Raw genomic sequence first — 16,721 nt, forward strand, 5'->3', positions numbered from 1 at the left:
CTCAGGCCCTCTTCTCCGATTCGAAGACAATGGTCATAGTCCGCCCCGGCGACGACAACACCGTGCCGGACTGCTGAAACAGCTTCATCTGCACGAGGTCCCCTGCCTCCAGATATAGGGACGTGTTACACTCAACAGCTGTCGTGCCCTGCGACGCCATCACCGACGTATTAGTATCCGGCGACTCGCCATTAACCGAGATGCCGACGACGCGTCGCCCCGTCTGATTCGGCGCGAACTTCGCGCGCGCCGAAATCCGGTAGTACCCGGATACTGGCACTGTTACACCGGACGACGCTCCCGTCATGCCATTCTCCAGCTGGAGCGGGACGAGAGTCCCGATATTCCAGTTCGCGTTGCCGACGTTTCGCGCCGTGTTGTCCTCCAGGTAGGCGCGTGGCGGCGCGATAGCCAGGCCGACGTTGCGCCACGGAATCCGCGTCTCCTGCCCGGCCTGCGTAATCGTCAGCCTGTCAGGAGACATCACCGTATGCAAGCCCGAGTCCACATCCTCATACACGACCACTGGCGTGCCATCATCGAGATTCCTCAACGCAACCTGCGATGCAGGCTGGTATACGCGGACGCGCTCGACGTGCAGTGTGGCGTCCATCGGCAGCGGCTCGGCCCCCCGGATATCCAGCGAGAGCCGGAACAGCGTGTCAGCTCCCGTATACACCCCCGATAGCGTCACCCACTCGCTGTCGAGTAGCTCAACCTGCGAGGTTTGACTGCCTGTCGGACGGGACAGGCGAGCATAGACGCGCGGCGACCCCTTATCGACGACCATTACCCGCATTTGCCACGTGCCCGGATCAGTCACGCCAGCCGGGACCACATCCGCGATGTTATAGTCGAGCTTGCCGGACAGCTCTCCCAGCGGGAGTGTCCACCCTGTATCCGTCGCCACCGCATCAGCAGCCGCGAGACGCTGCCCCGCATTTGCCACGTCCCGCTCCCCCTGCGTCGCAATCACCTGCGAACCAATAAGAGTCTTACCAGTAATGATCTCAGCCAACAGACTGCCTCCAATCGTCGCGTCGCCTGCCACCGTCAGCAAATTCGCCCACAGCTCGTCCGACGCCAAAACCTTCGGCGCGGTAACCGCACCATCCGCCAACGCAATCGTGCCCACACTCCCAGGCACAATCACCGAATCCGCGAGCAGTGCGTATGCCACCCACTCGCTGCCCGTCCACAGGCGCAGACCCACAATCCGCGCCGATCCCGCCTCCGTCACAGCCCACAACTGGCCCTCAGCCGGAGACTCCGGCGCGACCGCCGCGACCGTGACAACCTTCCCCGCCGCGACCATCGCCGCCACCGCATCAGCCGCCGCAGCATCAGCCTTCGCCTGCGCCTCCACCAGGCCCGCACCAGCAGCCCGCGCAGCCTCCAACGCCTCCACCACGGCCCGGCCAGTCACACCGACAGGCACCGGCACGGCACCCTCAGGCAGCGACAGGGGAGACGACGCCGCCACCACGCGACCCGACGAATCACGCGGCAGCCGGACACGCGCACCAACACCAGTCAACCCCGCCTCAGACACCGCCACCACAGGCGGCCAATCATCCGGCGCACCATCCACAGCAACCGCGACCTTCCCACCGCCCAAATCCTCCACAACAACACCCGTCAACGTAGAGTCAGTCGGCTGCTCCTGCCGGGGAAGCATGTCCAAGAAGAAATTAGGTCTAGCCATAGATCACCACTCCAAAACGTCGAGGTCTACACGCATACGCGCGCTAATATCCGATAGTGGCATACTGTAGGCAGTAACTCGGCCCGTGATTGTCTCACCCGGAGACTCAACCACCACCACGTCACCAGTTTCTAGGCGTGGGTCGAGCGGGATCTCCACCGAGCGGGTACGCGCAGATATGAGGCGCATCCGCAGCCTACGCTGCGCCTCCTCAGCCACCCGCTGGCGTGCAGATGCAGCCGTCAGCTCCGACCCGGACAACTCCACCCGCTCAGTCACCCACCCATACGACGCGGTATCATACGGCGGCGACGTGTACGACACGGTAGACGAGTATTGCTCTTGCGCGTCACCACTCCCCGCCGTCGCTGCTACGATCCACCGGTTCGGCTGCCGGGCGATAGACGCACGCTCGGGCTCGATAGTCCACCCCCGATACGTCGCTACCACATCAGCCGACGACATGCCCGGCGTGTACAGGTGCAGGTAGCCGTCGGGACGGACCGCGTAGGAGACGCCGCATGCCGTGCAGAGCGCGGCCAGTGCCTCAGTCCGCGACGTCCCCCACTGCGACTCTCGGGACACGCCCCGGTCTGTCATGTCGTCGAGTATGACCGGAATCCCTGCGGCTAGGCGCTGTGCCTCCGTCCGTAGCGTCGCCCCGACAGGCGGCGACGACGGCCACGGCAGCGGATCCTCCTCCAGGGTACGCAGCAGGTCAGCACAGGTGACCTGCACGCCACCGCCCGCCTGCTCTGCCCACTCCGTGATCAGATACCAGCCGAGCGGCACCTCCCATGGCGTACCGTCCACATCCAGCAGGCAGATAATCTGTACTCGCTGCCCAAAATTCGCGAGGGAGTCATACGGGCCTACCGGGACGAGCGTATGAGGCGCAGTGAACGTGACCTGTCCCGGCACCGTACGGGACGCCTGCACGTCCACCTGTACGTTAGTCACCGGGATATCGGTAGCGATGACCCGGCCCGCACGTGCGACATTGACGCGGACGCCGACGGCGACCGGCCCGGCCAGCGCCTCAGTCGATGGTCCCGGCCTCATACCGGCATCCCCGCCAAATCATGCAACACATCCGTATAAGCCCCGGTCGTCCACGTCCCATAGCGGGCCTCATACTCTCCCCACGTCACCACCGGCACGGCCCCCGTACCCTGCGACGCCGGGCACTCAGTCCACCCGAGCTGAAACTCTAGCTCTCCCCGCATGCCGATACGCTGCCGGGACACCGCATCGAGCGTGACCAGCCGCAGCGGCACCCCCGGAGTCTCACGCGCCGGACCAATGACCAGTGGGGCACGCTGCCGCAGGATATCCCACAGGCTCGCCTCCAGCGTCGGATCCTCCAGCAGGACGAGGCTAGTACCCGTCGCCAGCGGGCGGACCATCGGCCACCGGGTGATATGCCCAGTACGGGAGACGCCAGGATCCCATGAAACGGGATCATCGTTAGCGACCGCGACCAGGCCAGGCACCGTCCGCCCGTACCGGTCAGCGACGATAGCACCCTCACGCGGACCAGCCGGACGTGTGAGCACGACCGGGACGCCATCCACTAGATACGTTGTCGCCACACCCAGGCGCGCCAGCCCGTCAGACACGCAGACAGGCCGCGTGCCATCTGCGATGATCCGATCACCCGCCACGATCCGCGCCGGGGCGGGCGAGTAGAACGCTGGCAGGCCCGTATGTGCAGCGATCCAGGCTTTTACCGCCATCAGATACCCCCTAGCCGGGCAGCCTCGACGATACGCCCGTCTGCCCGCTCATCCACATAGGCAGTGAACTCTCTCTCACCAACTCGCAGTGTCACCGTGGACGGCCACTGTCCCCGTGATACTGCCGCCTCCAGTGTCGCCCACTGCTTGGAAGTAAACACTGGCTCAGGTTTCGCCGACATGTTCACGCCGACGCCGCCAGGCATGAGCCAGCCGCCGTCGTCAAACAATTTCGCCCCGTTATAGTACGGCAACGGATTAAAAACGTTTTGCGGGTTGTTGCCCCGCGACAGCTCCCAGTGCAAATGCGGCCCTGTAGAGTTGCCAGTCGAGCCGACCGCGCCGATACGCTGCCCCCGCGTAACCTTCTGCCCCCGTGATACGCCGACAGATGACAGGTGGCCGTAGTAGGAGCCGATGCCGTTAGCGTGCGCCAGGACGATGCCCTGCCCGGTACGCCCCGCGAGTACGTTCCAGCCTGCGGCGCGGACGATGGCGTCCGCGATAGCCCGCACCGGAGTGCCCGTCGGCGCTGCGAGGTCGATGCCCGCGTGCATGCCACCGTATCGGGAGACGCCGAATGTTGAGGTTAGTCGCCCGCCTGTGATCGGCTTCAGGGCACTGCCGGAGGCTGCCTTCAGGTCCGACGTGTCCAGGCCGCCCATTGCGGCGGCAAACATGTCACTTCCGGTATTGCTAACCTCCTTAGTGTTTTCATCAACGCCGCGAATCCAGTTAACCAGCTTGTCGCCCGCGCCAACGAAGTAGTCACCCCAGATGCCGGAGACGTTCTTCTTGACGAGGTTTTGCAGCGGGGTAATGACCGCCTTCGCGGCGTCCGCCAGCTTGCCACGAACAAACTTAACGGCCTTTCCGCCGATGTCCTTGACGAACTCGACCGCGCCATTCCATTTGTCGGACACCCAGTCCTTGAATGCGCCGAAGGAAAAACCGCCGATAGGGAGCAGCGAGTCGGCAGGGGAACCGCCGAGGGTCCGCTGTAGCAGATCCGGATCCTCAGACCTGAGCGCGCGGACGGCCAGCGCCGCCTCCTCTGGCGTATACTCACGCTCCGGTCGCAGGTACGGTGAAATGTCAGAGCCGCGCAGCGCTTTCGCGGTCTCGTCTGCCGTGTATACGCGGCCGGGCCGGGAGAAGTTGACAAGTTCGGGTCCTTCTTCGCCGACCAGTGCCCAGCCGGGAGCTGCCCTACCGCCGCGCGCATAAGCTGGCGGTGCGTCAATTGTTTTGACGTTAGATATTTTGAGGGAGTCGAGGCCGAGCGCGCCAGTGATCGCGTTAATAAACTTGATCACGCCGCCGTTGATTACGTGCGTAATAACCCAGTTGATCGGGCGGCGGAAAATATCTTTGACCTTGTTCCACGCCTTCTTGATCGCCTCGACCGCATCTTCGAAGGGTTTGATAAGCCACGTTTTAAGCTTCTCCCCAATCCCCTTCAGGAATGGGAAGATGTAGCCATCCCAGACGTTTGAGATGGCACCCCAGATGCCTTCCCATACGCCCTTGACAACATCCTTCGCTTTCTGCCAGGCCTGCGCGAAGTCACCAGACAGAACAGCCTTGATGACGTCAAAGATGCCGCGAATGGCCTTCCATTGCGTGCCGATGATACGGGAGATAGTCTCCCACACGGGCCGGATGATCTTATCCCGGAACCACGTAAATACCGGGCCGAGGATATTAGAGACGAAATCCTTGACAGCGGAGAACACAGGCTGAATGATGTTCTGCCATACGGTCTGGATCAGGCTACCGATAGCGGAGACTACCGGCATGACCACGTTTTGCCAGAACAGGGAGATGACCGGTATTAGATCCTCGCTGATAAACGATGAGAACTCAGCCAGGGCCGGTTTCAGGTACTGCTCCCAAACCCGCTTCACAAAGTCGCCGATTTTCTGGAAGATCGGCTGCACCGTGTTTGTCCAAAAGTCGCGGATAGCGGGGACCAGCGTGTCAACGATAAAGTTCTTGATCCCGGCCAGCGCGGGCTGGATAATGTTCTCCCACGCGGACTTGATCACGCCCGAGACCGCATCCCAAACACCCTTAACGAAGTCGCGGAACCCCTCGAACTTCGTCCATAGCAGCACCAGAATGCCGATGATCGCCGCGATGATCAGCACGACCGGGTTAGCGGCCACGAACTTTACGATGCCGCCGAAGAACTTGCCGAACGCGCCGGACAGCTTGCTGATACTCCCCGCGAAATCAGAGATCTTAGAGCCGATCTTGTAGGTCGCGAACGCGGAGCCGAGGGCAATAACCCACTGCGCCGCTTGGTCCCTGTGATCCCATAGCCACGTAATGCCGTCTTTGAGCGCGGGGAATAGTTGGTCGCGGACGAACTCGACAACTTTAGGCGCGGTATCCCGCACCTTGAACAGGAAATCGACGAATCCGGAGTCCTCAGTGAAGCCCCAGAACTCGCCGGAGAAGTCGCCCCTCGCGAGGATATCCCAAATGCCCTGTATGCCCTCCGACAGGGTACCCCACAGGCTCTTGATAGAGTCCCACGCGCCGAGAGCCGCTTCACGCAACCCAAACAAGAAGCCAATTACTGGCGAATCTTCCTCCAGGCCCCAGAAGCCGCCCTCGAAATCCCCCTTGATGAGGATGCCGAAAATCTTACCGAGACCATCCGCCAGCGAATCGAGGACCGGGCCGACCTTGCCGGACATATCATCCAGCCAGTCGGTCATGCGCGTAAGAATAGGACCGATTAGCGGATACACGTCCTCCAGCAGCGCAACACCAAACCGGGAGACAGCCGCCATGAAATTCTTAAACGCGCCCTGCGTCGTCTTGCCCATCTCTTGGGCAGCGCCACCAAGATTCTTCTCCATGGCGTCGGCGAACATCTCAAACGAGATCTCACCCTTGGACGCCATTTCGGAAGCTTCGGCAGCGGTGATTCCCATCTCGTCAGCTACCCACTGGAGGATAGGCACGCCGGAGGAGAGGAGCTGGCGCAGATCGTCCCCCTGCAACTTGCCGCGCGTCGCCACAGAGTTCCAGATCAGGCCCATATCGGACATTTCACGGCCAGAGATAGCCGCAGAGTCACCGACCAGGGACAGGATCCGCTCTAGCTCCTTGCCCGGCTTGATCCCGGCAGCGATCAGGCCAGCAGAGACCGTGGCCGCCTCGTCCAGCCCGTACGCCGTCCCCTTGACTGAGGCGAGCGCGTTGTCCATGATCTCGGAGACGGACTCGGCACTATGCCCGAGGCCGGTCAGTTTCGCCTGTGCGGCCTCGATAGATGACAGGCGCGAAAAACCTTTAGCGAGGGACGTACCAAGCGCCGTTGCTATGCCAGCTCCCGCCAGCTTGACAGCCTTCTTAAGCCCCTTCGTGAAAGACGTGCCCCACTTGTGCCCGGCACCCTCGGAGTCGCCCATCTCCTCACCCAGGGCAGCCTTCAGCCCCTTCACGGAGGGGATAATCTGCACATACGCCTTCGCCAGCTCGACAGCCAAAATTACCCCCTCCGAGGGCTAGCACATTGATAGGATCACATCTACAGGCGCAGCGGTACCGATATGCCGCTCACCGCCTTGCGCCGGTTCCACGCCAGGACGGGGGATGGGCTTGGGCCGATTACGCCCCTTCTGCCCATCCGCCGTCTTCGCCCACACCAGCCAGGCCACATGGTCGGCGATGTGGGCGAGGAGCTGCGCGTCCATATCCCACAGCGCATCCTCGCCATGCATAGCCCGGTGAAGCGCGGAATCCTGCGGGGACTGGCGGACGATCACGTACAGGTCCCGCCAGTTAAACTCGCGGCTCGGACAGTCCCGCAGGCGCAGTCCTAGCCGTATCAGGTCATATTCGATAGCCTCGCCATGGTCGCGTACCAGCTGGCAGAGGCTCAGAGTTCCCCCAGCTGGATAGCGGACTCGCGGTTCCAGGTTTCGATCAACTCGCGGAACTCGGAGAAAGTGAGGTCGCGGCGCGCTTTGCGCGCGTCCTCGTCCATCACGCCGTCGAGGAGGACGCGGACAGCGTCTGCTTCCCCGTCCGCGTCCATGCCGTCCTCGATCACCCCGTACGGGATGTTCTCGATGTAGGGGATTTCGATCCTGATGCCGTCGCCGTTATCGTAGACAAACAGCTCATCTTTCGGGTGGTTCTTCTTGGGTTGCTTCTTCGCCTTCGCAGCCGTTGCACGGGATGTAGCCATAGTTTCCTCCTAGGTGTATAGGGCAGACTCGCGGGTGTTTGATATATACGGGGAGGGGCTGGCGGTCCACCCAATTCGCCAGCCCCTCAACCCTCGCAGGCGACGACTAGTCGCCGGTAATGGCGTCGTCGTCAATGTACTCGTAGCCGTTGTTCCCGGCCTCATCCTCGTACCCGGTCAGCTCGACCGAGTACTGAATCAGATCAGAATGCACATACTGAATGTCTCCGGTCTGCGCCAGCTGGGCGTTCGGCAGGACGATGCGCCGCTTCCTCTTACCGTCCAGCATGTTCAGCACGTACGCCTTACGCTCCGGCTGTTTCTCGTTGTGTAGCACGGCGATCTTCCCGGCCGAGATCGTCACGTTCTCATCACCATAGACCGCCTTCAACACCTCGGCCTTTGACGACTCCAGGAACGTAAACGTCACAGTCAGCCCGTACTCAGTTTGGATTGTCCGCACGATCTTGCCGCCCCACGCCCGCTTCTGCTCCTGCGAGCGATTAGGGGACAGCGTGCAGCCATCCTCAGAGATCAGGCCTCCGAGCACGAAGGCGCTGTCCAACGTTGCCGACGCATCCGTCGGCAGCGCCGTATCAGTCGGCGCATACGCGACGCCACCCGTAGCCGATACAGGCGCGCCCACCATAGGTTCCGGTAGTGCCATTATTAGTTCTCCCCCTCTGTAGAGGCCTCTTCGACCTCTGCCGTCTTCCGCTTTTGCCGCGACTTGACCTCCCGCCAGCCAGCCGCCAGCCAGCGGGCCTTCTCACCCGCTGGCACCTCACGTGTCAGCCCGCCAATCAGCGGGTGCTCTACTGTCGTCACAGGTCCACCTCCATAGGCTCAAACCTCACCAGCATGTCAACCGTCAACTGGTGCCGGTCCAGCTCGGGCGCGTACTCGTCCGGATACTGCACCGGTATATTTGGCGACGCCCGATACGTGACCAGGCCCGGAAAAGCGCCCTGATCATTGACGCTCACCGCCGCGACTAGCCCCCAAATCTTGCGGGCCAAATCGAACGCCGCCGGTTGATCCTCCGCCCACACCTCAACCAGCATGACCGCCTGATCCTGCAACTCGTTGACCGGACCGCCACCCTGCCGGGAAACACGGACCATGCCCGGCGCACGCTCTAACGGGACCCGCGTAGCCGCATTAATCCCATGCCCGCGAAGGAAACCGACTAGGCCTGCCACCACGTCAGCAGGCCCGTAAATCTCAGCCACCCGGCACCGTCCGTCCCCGCGCCTGCGTGGCCCGCATCAACGCATGAGTTGATGACTCGCGCCGCGCTGCCGTCGCCGTCTCCGTGAGCACGGTCGCAACCGCGCGCGTCTTGCCGATCACGTGGCCAACCGTGTAGCCACTACCCGCAGCCGCCGCGATAGCCTCCCCATGCTCCCGCAGGTGGTCAACCACCCGCTGAGACTTCAGCATGTCCCGCACCGCCCGATCATTGATCACGATTCGCGCGTATGCCATCAGCCCCGACTCCTCTCTAGCGTGGCAACCAGCCCGGTATGCCGGGCGACGGTCACCGCCGGATTATCCCGCCAGATCAGCACCTCGCCTACCGTCTCCCAGTAGACGCCCGGCCAGTCCGGCAGCTCGACCCTGTCCTCCGGCTCCGGGTACGGCCCATCAACCGGCGCGTACACTTTCACGCCGGTTACTACCGTCTCCCGATTCGCCGTGTCCGGTTCATCCGACCCGGACTGTCCTACCCCGTAGATAGGCCACGCAACCGTAGGCCACTCGTCCACAGGGAGTACGCGCGGGTTACCGTACCGGTCTAGGCCGCCCGCCGAATGCCGGCGGATCGTCGCCGTCTGCGTCACCCTCCGCACTACAACACCCACACATTTCCGGCCCTCGCGGGCCTGTACGAGCGGGCCAGCCGGATATCATCCGGGGAGAGCATCGTCTGCCCTCCCACAGCCCACGACGCGACCGACATTTGCCCGGAGAACGGGCCGGTCGTCTCGTGTATCTGCGAGATACCCGCCGCAGCCTCCGGTGCGATAGATAGGACGCGGCGTGCCGCGTCAGCGATCTGTGAGACGACGACGCCGGGCACCTCCGCGTATCCTGCCGTGTAGGCGACGATGACGAAGGTGTGGGACGGGAGAGGGACGGCCAGGTAGCCGCGCCTCATAGTCCAGGGCACCGCAGCGCCCCGGTCATCTCTGACTGACTCGACCGCGACGAGCGGGCCGCGCGGCAGGTGCACCTGCCCACCGTTAACCTTGACCCTGTGCGTGTAGGAGGCAACCGTGAAATCTTGGCGGGCCTCACGCCTGAACAGGTCGGAGAGGCGGGCAAGGATCCAGTCAACCCGGCCCGCCTCCTCCTCTGTCAGCGGCCTGCCGAAGGCGGCGGCCACGTCATCAGCCACCGCTAGCGCGGATAGCTCAGCCATACCGCCACCCCCTCACCTACTTGCCCTTCGACCCCTTGGCCGCCTTGGCATCCTCTTCTGGCACCGGCTCCACTTTCACGGTCACTACCAGCCCAGAAGCAAGCAGGCTAGACGCCACCGAGTCGGCCACCTCCACGATTAGGCCATTAGACCCCTTGACTAGCGCCATGATCACGCCCCCCGGTAAACCTGCACTGCGGTCGGACGGGTAATACCGCCGCCATACACATGCAGGCCACGCACACGGTCCGCGAACTTGTCATTGCCGCGCAGCGCCTCAGTCTTTGTGATCTGAGAGACGAAGGCGAGCGCGGGCCTGTAGAGGCCAATCGCCGTCGGCTTCGTGTCGTCTAGCCACGGGGAAGTGATGACCTGAAAGCCGTGCAGGCGGCCAATGGTCGCCTCCTGTAGGCCCGTAGCAGAGCCGGACGTGTCAAACGAGGTCAGCTTGCCCTCGTCAGCGAGCAGCTGGCGCTCAAAGCCAGCGTTGATCAGTAGGACGCGCCCTACCGTCGGGACCTTCGCCTTCGTCAGCGCCTGCCGGACATCCAGCACGGCGTTATACGCGGCAGTCCAGGAGTTAATCGCCGCAGTACCCGGAATCGCGGTTCCCTGCGTGGTCAGTAGCGCGGTCAGGTACTGCTCGGTATCCTCTGCCAGGCCGATACCAGCGGACTGCGTGTAGTTTTCCACGCCCACACCCCGAGCCTGCGCCGCGTCAATATCGTCAACGTAAAAATCGAAAGACTTCTCGTTGTCGATCTTGATATCAAGGCCTGTATCCTGCACCGTGTCCGGTACCGTGGTACGCGGCAGCGTCTGCCCCGGATTCTCCGGATCCTCAACCAGACCCTTCTTGTAGTCCTTCACCTCCACATCGACGATTCCGCCGATGTGGATCGTGTTACCAGAGGTCAGCTGGCCCTCATACTCACGATTAGCCAGGGAAGTAACCACCGCCGCATCGTGGAAATTTTCCAGGATGCCAGCTGCCCAAATCTCCGGAATGAAATGATCAAAAGACATGCTCTATACCCTTCATTGCGTGGGCGTCTTGCCCATCAACCTATCTAGTCGGCCCTCACGCCGGGCCTTGTTAATCTCAGCTGCCGTCATCTTCTTAAGGTCGTCCTGCGTCAACTGCTCGACGCCATGGATAGGCTCACCCTGCGCGCCAGCCACCCCAGCAGCCGCCGACGCCGCCGGTGGCTTGCCCTGCTGCCCATCACCGCCAGCTGGCGTACGCCAGGCCAACAGCGCATCAGCCGCAGCCGTGATCTCCTCCTCCGTCGCACCAGTCAGCAGCTCCAGCGGCACGCCCTTCGCTGCCGCGACCTTACCGCGCAGTGCTGCAACCTCAGCCGCAGCGGCCCGCGCCTCGGCAGCCTGCTGCGCCTCCAACGCCTTCTGCAATTCAGACTTCGACGCCTCTTCTAGCTCGTCGAATTTCTTCGCCTTTTCGGCGTTCTCCTTCGCCCGAGCCTCGTTCTTTCGCGCCATCTGCTTCCAGTGCGTCACCTGCGCTGCGAGGTCCGTTCCGGCTTCCCCGCCTACTGCCGCTTCTCCGCCAGTGGCCTGCGCATCCTGAGTATTGTCGTCAGCCATTAATCAACCTTCCCGTTCCGGGTATAAACAAGGGGTGCCGTTCCGGCACCCCGTCCTACAATTCAGACCCTCAGGCTGCGATAGCCTGCGGGCCTGTAAACTCATGGTCGGCCCACGTGAGCGTAGGCCCGTATTCGCCGTGCTGCCTCACCCTGACAACCGGCTCACCAGCCGCCGAAATATTCCCCCGGCTGTCCGTCGTCAGCTGTATCTGCCGATAGTCGATCTCACGCCCGCCATAGTCCACCGCGCCCGTATGCTCATAGACGGCGGAGTGAATCTGCCGGACCATCTCCTGATCCAGCTGGACGTGCGTCTGCCCACGCGGCAGCGGCTCAACCGTACAATCACAGCCAGGATGGATAGGCATCAGGTCAGCCGACCCGTAGACGTTTGTTGCCGCGAGCATGCATAGGGCGCAGTTCTCGCGGCCCGTCAACGCACGCCGATAGAGGCTCACCCCGGACCCGCGCAGCGTCTCCCGCGCCTGCGTCCGCGCTGCCAGCTGCAAATCGCTGACCACCAGGGACGCTAGCCGCTGCCGCCCGGCCAGCCGGGCAGCCTCCCACGGCTCACCCTCAGCCAGTGCGGCACGGACCGTCGCAGCAGGCCTCTCGTACACCTCCGCTGCCGCCACGCCACGCGCACCCGTGACCAGCCGCGCATCGACCACACTATCTGCCACCTCGTAGCCCAACAGGCGGGCCTGCTGCGACAAGTACGCGTTGGTCACCTCCGCCAACTGCACCTGTCCGGCCTGCACGCGCGGCACGACCGCCGCGACAAGCTGCTCCACCGCCTCGTCACGCAGCGATGGCATAGCATCCCACGCCGTGAGTGCCGCAGCACGGATACGAACCCGAGTGGTGAGCATGATGTCCTGCTGTAGCCGCGTCGCATAAGCGACGGCCTCCAACTCACCCGCCACCGGTACCACCCGCCGCGTTGATCAGCGCTAACAACTGCTCCTCCGTGCGACGCTGCTTGTCCTGCGCGATCTGCTCTGGCGACATACCGAGGATGGTCTCCTGTATCGTCTCCAGCGCCTCTCCAGCTGCGCGGGCCTGCGCCGCCGCCGCGTACTTCTCCGACAGTGTCACGGTCGCCGGAGGCTCAAACTTGACCTCGACAGTCTCATGTACCCCAAGCTCGACACCCTCAACCGCTAGCGCCTTAACCATCGCGACTGCCAGGGCAGGCGCAAACCGTTTAATGCGGTCCTGCGCCTTAAACACGAGCTGGTTCATTGGCTGCTGTGCCCCGGCAGCTGACTGATTCGCGGCATCCGGCAGCATGGCAGTAACAGGCGTATGCGTCGCCGCCGCCAACTCCCGCCAATCATCCTTCACGGCGTTCAGCATCGGCGTAATATCCGTCGTCGCCGACTCCCACAGCTCAACGCCAGGGGGCAGCTCCCACAGCGCGCCGGGCCCAGGCTCAAAAATGGCCTGATAGTCGATCTGGTTACCGTCCGCGTCCTCCGACGGAATCTCCCCATCCTCACCAGACACCTTCAACGCCCGCTGCCGGTACGTCTGCATCGCCATCGTCACCAGCCGGTACAGGATCCCCGTATTGATCCGGTCAATAAGGCCGGTCGAGTCCTCAAACTCGCCCTTACCGTCTTTATTCTCCAGGATCACCACGGGCACGGATCCCGCGTACTCGACAGGCAGCCGCACCAGCGCCCATCCGCCACCGGATACGGTATCGAGCGTTATACCGTCGTCACCGGCAGAGGCGCGCTGCCACACGGAAAACATGCCATCCGCCCACATGAGCAAATGATCCGTTTTAGCCAACGGGTCACGCCACGCCTTGATAGCCGCGATAGCACGCCACGGTCGCGTCGCGTCCGGCTCCACATACAACTGCTCCGGTGCCTCACGGGTCACCACAGCCTGCCCGTCCTCACCAACCGTCACCAGCAGATACCCGGCACCGACCGTACAAGCGTCCCGGACAGCGTCAGCGACCGCGACATCCAACCGGTTATCACGCCAAATCCTACGGGCCTGCCGCGTCACATCCGAGTCCGCCGTTTCACCGACGATTAGCCCGGTAGGGATGATACGCTCCGCCAGCGTATCAACGATAAGCTTGCCCGCGTTCGCCAACGCCTTCCGCTGAAACGCCTCCCACGACCGGCGCAAATTCGGCCCCATCTCAGGCAAAGGCGCATCAGCCGTCGTATACGCCCGCAAGCGGGTAACCCTTGGCCGCGCACGATCCGCCCGCCACGTCAAAACACGCAGCCACTCCTCCAACGTCCTAGCCAAAACCCACCCCCTAGTAGAGCCTCCGAGGCGCGCGCCGCTGCCGTGGCCTCGCCGCGCCCTTCCCCGTCGCATCCAACCCGGCCTTGTACGCCATCATCGCACCCCAGGCCGCATCAATCTTGCTATAGTCCTGATCGTCCGCCGGCTTCACCAGCACGTACCCTGCCTGCCGAGGAGATTTCCGCGCATTCAGGAAATGCGCCGTCATCTGCGGATCCCCGTCATACGTAATCCGCTCCTGCCGGATAGCCGAGAGTAACTGCGCGAAATTATCACACGTCGCCGACACATTACGCTGCGGATACCGTATCGGCTCACCCGCCGAAATACGGGCACGGAGCCTGCGATGATACGCAGCCTCCCACTGCTTCACGTCCTGCGCCCAACCCGCCGAAGGATCCGCGTAAAACCCAACGACGTTATACCGGTCGAACGTGTCCCGTACCGTCTGCTCAATCTCCAGGCGCGGAGGCGTCCACCCCTCACCCGCCGGGCCGTCCGGCTGAGACCAAATCCCAACCTTAAACAGATGCCGCTGCGTAATCGAATAGCCGATAAGCACCGTCGAATCAGCGATGCCAATCTTCCGGCCCTCCGACCCGTCAAACCCCAACGTGATCGGCTCCGACGTGGACACCGTCTTGTCAACATCCAGGATGGCCCGCAGCTCAGGCTGAGACAGCCACGCGTCAGACGCCGACTCAATCTGGTTCAAGAAATCCGAGCACATTTGCGCAATATCCGCATCCGGTGCCCACATATCATCTGCGACCCGCTCTAGGTCAACCCAGCCAGGAGAACACGGCGGATCATGGATCACACACCCGCCCGGATGCCCCGACGAATCCCCATATGCCACGCGAAGGCCAGCGATCAGCGACTCCCTGTCGGCAATATCCGTATCCAACGGCGCGGACCGGTGATCATACAGCAACAAACGCGCCGCCTTATCCTTCACCTTCCCCGCCGCGACCAGCTCAGCAAAACGTGCCGTGCCCTCCGCGACCGAACGCTCACCAACCGTGAAAGCGTTCGGCGTCTCAATCGTCACCCCGCCAAGCTTCGTCGCATTCGACCGCAGCGTCTGCGCCAACTTCGGCCCACCATTACCCGGCAGCCACGTCTCCGTCTGATCCAGGATCGCGCACACCGCCTTAGCGCCCTTGACCGACGTAGCCGACGACGTGCGCGTCTCAATCCGGCCGCGAGGAAGCGCGACAAACGAGTCCATCGGCTCAACCCCGTACTCCGCTTCAGCAGGCGAGCCGCGCAGCATTTCCAGCAGGGGCCACCAAGTGTTCGCCGTCTGATCATCCGTTGTCGCCGTCACCTGCACAATCGGTGTCCGATACTCAGACCACGGGACACCCACAGGCTGCCCGTCCGCATCCCACCCATCACACAGCACCGGCCCCAACGCCTCAGCACACGCGACCGCCGCCAAAAACGGAGACTTGCCCCAGCCACGAGGCCGCGACAAGACCGCACGATGCTTGACCCGCTTCCCCGACTCGGGATCCAACTCATACAGGCGGACCAAAAACTCTAACTGCTCCTGCGTCGGCACAAACGGCAACCTGTCCGGCGTATCCGGCGCGAGCAGGAACTCAGTCATCCAATCCGCGACATCATAACCAAGGGTTGGAAACTCGTCCTCATCATCCAACGGCCTCCAACCCATGCCCAACGCCTCCTAGACTGCTCTCACCGCCCGCGCACGAGCACGCGAACCCTGCGCCCTCTTCTCACCAGCCACACGCTCCGCCTGCGACTCCGACACATCCGCCTGCGCAAACTGCACCCGCAACCGCGCCCGATCCTCCGGCGTCGCCCCAAACTTCGCCACCCGCAACCGCAACTCAGGCAACACCCGCGTATCGCCCGACGCCCACAACTGCTGATGCAACAACGCCGTATCCAGCAGAAACGCCCAATCCATCTCCGAAAACGAAGGCGCGAGCGGCGAACGCCTCCACATCTCCCACCACGCCCGCGTAGCCTCACACCATTGCCCAGGCGGCAACTGCGGCGGCTCCACCGGCGCGACCTCAATAACCGTCATCTCCGGCCCCTTATTGCGCCGCGCCCGCTTATCCGCAGGCTTCGGCGCAGGCCCACGACCAGCCATACTCACACCTCCTAGAACATGTCACACGTCACAAGTCAAACCGACACGCGCAACCCCCCTGACCCGTACACACAAAAACCAGCAGCACCCCCCGGGTTGCTGCTGGTGGGGGTACGGGGTGGTCCCCAGGGGGGGTTAGAGTAGTCCGGGGTGTGGGCGTGGCGGTGGTTCGTTTCGTCGTCGCCGTTCGGCCAGCGCTTCGGCGGCTTCTTGGTTGGTTTTTTGTTTGTGATGCCAGGCGCATAGCCATTGTAGGTTGTCTGGTGAGTGGTTGTCTCCGCGCTGTATGTGGTCGCAGTCTGTGCCGCGCGCTGTGCATCTGGTGCCGTCGTGTAGGCGTGCTTCGCAGCGGTAGTTTGCGCGTGCTGCTGTTAGTTGTCTGAGCTGTTGCCAGTTGTCGGGCAGTCTTTCGTGGCGGTTGGATGTTTCCCAGCTCATTGGCCTATTGTTTCCTGCTGCTGTCTGTGCCGTGTTTCCGGCTGGTTTTGTGGCGGCTGTTCATGTACCCTCCCGTTACCTTGTTGGTGGTCCCGGGTGGTCCGGGACCGGGCCAGCCGCTTCCGGCATGATGTCGTGTCCCTGTCGTTTGATGATCCGGGGGGTGTTGTCACCGGTGGTGGCGGGCGGATGGTGATC

19 protein-coding genes are annotated in these 16,721 nt (G+C 62.9%); all 19 read right to left on the minus strand.

Annotated elements, in window-relative coordinates:
• Position 1 precedes the first annotated feature (1 nt).
• The 19 genes from EKN07_RS04090 to EKN07_RS04170 all read right to left on the minus strand — a co-directional run bounded on the left by EKN07_RS04090 (position 2) and on the right by EKN07_RS04170 (position 16,085).
• On the minus strand, positions 2-1,705 hold the full coding sequence (locus tag EKN07_RS04090) for a hypothetical protein (RefSeq protein WP_126145684.1): 1,704 nt from the start codon (positions 1,703-1,705) through the stop codon (positions 2-4).
• A 3-nt stretch (positions 1,706-1,708) separates the two neighbouring features.
• The gene (locus EKN07_RS04095) at positions 1,709-2,767 is read right to left on the minus strand and encodes a hypothetical protein (RefSeq protein WP_126145685.1); all 1,059 of its coding nucleotides are present in this window, start codon (positions 2,765-2,767) and stop codon (positions 1,709-1,711) included.
• Entirely contained in the window at positions 2,764-3,441 is a 678-nt protein-coding gene (locus tag EKN07_RS04100; protein WP_126145686.1) for a hypothetical protein, read from the minus strand. Before EKN07_RS04100 ends, EKN07_RS04095 begins: the two co-directional genes overlap by 4 nt.
• Positions 3,441-6,944 (minus strand): peptidoglycan DD-metalloendopeptidase family protein, encoded by a 3,504-nt coding sequence (locus tag EKN07_RS04105; RefSeq protein ID WP_126145687.1) that lies wholly within the window; start codon positions 6,942-6,944, stop codon positions 3,441-3,443. Before EKN07_RS04105 ends, EKN07_RS04100 begins: the two co-directional genes overlap by 1 nt.
• Before the next feature lie 18 nt (positions 6,945-6,962).
• Positions 6,963-7,223, minus strand: a complete 261-nt coding sequence (locus EKN07_RS04110; protein ID WP_126145688.1) for a DUF5361 domain-containing protein — start codon at positions 7,221-7,223, stop codon at positions 6,963-6,965.
• A gap of 113 nt (positions 7,224-7,336) precedes the next feature.
• Positions 7,337-7,648: a hypothetical protein gene (locus EKN07_RS04115; protein ID WP_126145689.1), complete on the minus strand. Its 312-nt coding sequence runs from the start codon at positions 7,646-7,648 to the stop codon at positions 7,337-7,339.
• Positions 7,649-7,754: 106 nt separating this feature from the next.
• Positions 7,755-8,315, minus strand: a complete 561-nt coding sequence (locus EKN07_RS04120) for a phage tail protein (protein ID WP_126145690.1) — start codon at positions 8,313-8,315, stop codon at positions 7,755-7,757.
• A 2-nt stretch (positions 8,316-8,317) separates the two neighbouring features.
• On the minus strand, positions 8,318-8,476 hold the full coding sequence (locus EKN07_RS12480; RefSeq protein ID WP_164546593.1) for a hypothetical protein: 159 nt from the start codon (positions 8,474-8,476) through the stop codon (positions 8,318-8,320).
• Positions 8,473-8,880, minus strand: a complete 408-nt coding sequence (locus EKN07_RS04125; protein ID WP_126145691.1) for a hypothetical protein — start codon at positions 8,878-8,880, stop codon at positions 8,473-8,475. The genes EKN07_RS12480 and EKN07_RS04125 overlap by 4 nt, the downstream gene beginning before the upstream one ends.
• Positions 8,873-9,136, minus strand: a complete 264-nt coding sequence (locus EKN07_RS04130; protein WP_126145692.1) for a hypothetical protein — start codon at positions 9,134-9,136, stop codon at positions 8,873-8,875. Before EKN07_RS04130 ends, EKN07_RS04125 begins: the two co-directional genes overlap by 8 nt.
• Positions 9,136-9,492, minus strand: a complete 357-nt coding sequence (locus EKN07_RS04135) for a hypothetical protein (protein WP_126145693.1) — start codon at positions 9,490-9,492, stop codon at positions 9,136-9,138. The genes EKN07_RS04130 and EKN07_RS04135 overlap by 1 nt, the downstream gene beginning before the upstream one ends.
• 8 nt (positions 9,493-9,500) lie before the next feature.
• Positions 9,501-10,073, minus strand: a complete 573-nt coding sequence (locus EKN07_RS04140) for a hypothetical protein (RefSeq protein WP_126145694.1) — start codon at positions 10,071-10,073, stop codon at positions 9,501-9,503.
• Positions 10,074-10,089: 16 nt separating this feature from the next.
• Positions 10,090-10,242: a hypothetical protein gene (locus EKN07_RS12485; RefSeq protein WP_164546594.1), complete on the minus strand. Its 153-nt coding sequence runs from the start codon at positions 10,240-10,242 to the stop codon at positions 10,090-10,092.
• A gap of 2 nt (positions 10,243-10,244) precedes the next feature.
• On the minus strand, positions 10,245-11,099 hold the full coding sequence (locus tag EKN07_RS04145; protein WP_126145695.1) for a P22 phage major capsid protein family protein: 855 nt from the start codon (positions 11,097-11,099) through the stop codon (positions 10,245-10,247).
• A 12-nt stretch (positions 11,100-11,111) separates the two neighbouring features.
• Positions 11,112-11,678: a hypothetical protein gene (locus tag EKN07_RS04150; RefSeq protein ID WP_126145696.1), complete on the minus strand. Its 567-nt coding sequence runs from the start codon at positions 11,676-11,678 to the stop codon at positions 11,112-11,114.
• 70 nt (positions 11,679-11,748) lie between these two features.
• Positions 11,749-12,606 carry a hypothetical protein gene (locus EKN07_RS04155; RefSeq protein ID WP_126145697.1) on the minus strand — a complete coding sequence of 286 codons (858 nt, stop codon included), beginning with the start codon at positions 12,604-12,606 and terminating at the stop codon, positions 11,749-11,751.
• Complete coding sequence (locus EKN07_RS04160; RefSeq protein ID WP_206435669.1) at positions 12,596-13,957, minus strand: phage portal protein; 1,362 nt, start codon at positions 13,955-13,957, stop codon at positions 12,596-12,598. Before EKN07_RS04160 ends, EKN07_RS04155 begins: the two co-directional genes overlap by 11 nt.
• 10 nt (positions 13,958-13,967) lie before the next feature.
• On the minus strand, positions 13,968-15,638 hold the full coding sequence (locus tag EKN07_RS04165; RefSeq protein WP_126145698.1) for a terminase: 1,671 nt from the start codon (positions 15,636-15,638) through the stop codon (positions 13,968-13,970).
• Between the two features lie 12 nt (positions 15,639-15,650).
• Entirely contained in the window at positions 15,651-16,085 is a 435-nt protein-coding gene (locus EKN07_RS04170; protein WP_206435670.1) for a hypothetical protein, read from the minus strand.
• Positions 16,086-16,721 lie beyond the last annotated feature (636 nt).

Origin of the sequence: Actinobaculum sp. 352 (genome assembly GCF_003957265.1) — a bacterium.
Classification (GTDB): domain Bacteria; phylum Actinomycetota; class Actinomycetes; order Actinomycetales; family Actinomycetaceae; genus Asp313.

Excerpts from the sequence above, each read along its gene's own strand:
- EKN07_RS04090 (WP_126145684.1), bottom strand. The coding sequence starts at position 1,705 with ATGGCTAGACCTAATTTCTTCTTGGACATGCTTCCCCGGCAGGAGCAG.
- EKN07_RS04095 (WP_126145685.1), bottom strand. The coding sequence starts at position 2,767 with ATGAGGCCGGGACCATCGACTGAGGCGCTGGCCGGGCCGGTCGCCGTC.
- EKN07_RS04100 (WP_126145686.1), bottom strand. The coding sequence starts at position 3,441 with ATGGCGGTAAAAGCCTGGATCGCTGCACATACGGGCCTGCCAGCGTTC.
- EKN07_RS04115 (WP_126145689.1), bottom strand. The coding sequence starts at position 7,648 with ATGGCTACATCCCGTGCAACGGCTGCGAAGGCGAAGAAGCAACCCAAG.
- EKN07_RS04120 (WP_126145690.1), bottom strand. The coding sequence starts at position 8,315 with ATGGCACTACCGGAACCTATGGTGGGCGCGCCTGTATCGGCTACGGGT.
- EKN07_RS04130 (WP_126145692.1), bottom strand. The coding sequence starts at position 9,136 with ATGGCATACGCGCGAATCGTGATCAATGATCGGGCGGTGCGGGACATG.
- EKN07_RS04140 (WP_126145694.1), bottom strand. The coding sequence starts at position 10,073 with ATGGCTGAGCTATCCGCGCTAGCGGTGGCTGATGACGTGGCCGCCGCC.
- EKN07_RS12485 (WP_164546594.1), bottom strand. The coding sequence starts at position 10,242 with ATGGCGCTAGTCAAGGGGTCTAATGGCCTAATCGTGGAGGTGGCCGAC.
- EKN07_RS04145 (WP_126145695.1), bottom strand. The coding sequence starts at position 11,099 with ATGTCTTTTGATCATTTCATTCCGGAGATTTGGGCAGCTGGCATCCTG.
- EKN07_RS04150 (WP_126145696.1), bottom strand. The coding sequence starts at position 11,678 with ATGGCTGACGACAATACTCAGGATGCGCAGGCCACTGGCGGAGAAGCG.
- EKN07_RS04165 (WP_126145698.1), bottom strand. The coding sequence starts at position 15,638 with ATGGGTTGGAGGCCGTTGGATGATGAGGACGAGTTTCCAACCCTTGGT.
- EKN07_RS04170 (WP_206435670.1), bottom strand. The coding sequence starts at position 16,085 with ATGGCTGGTCGTGGGCCTGCGCCGAAGCCTGCGGATAAGCGGGCGCGG.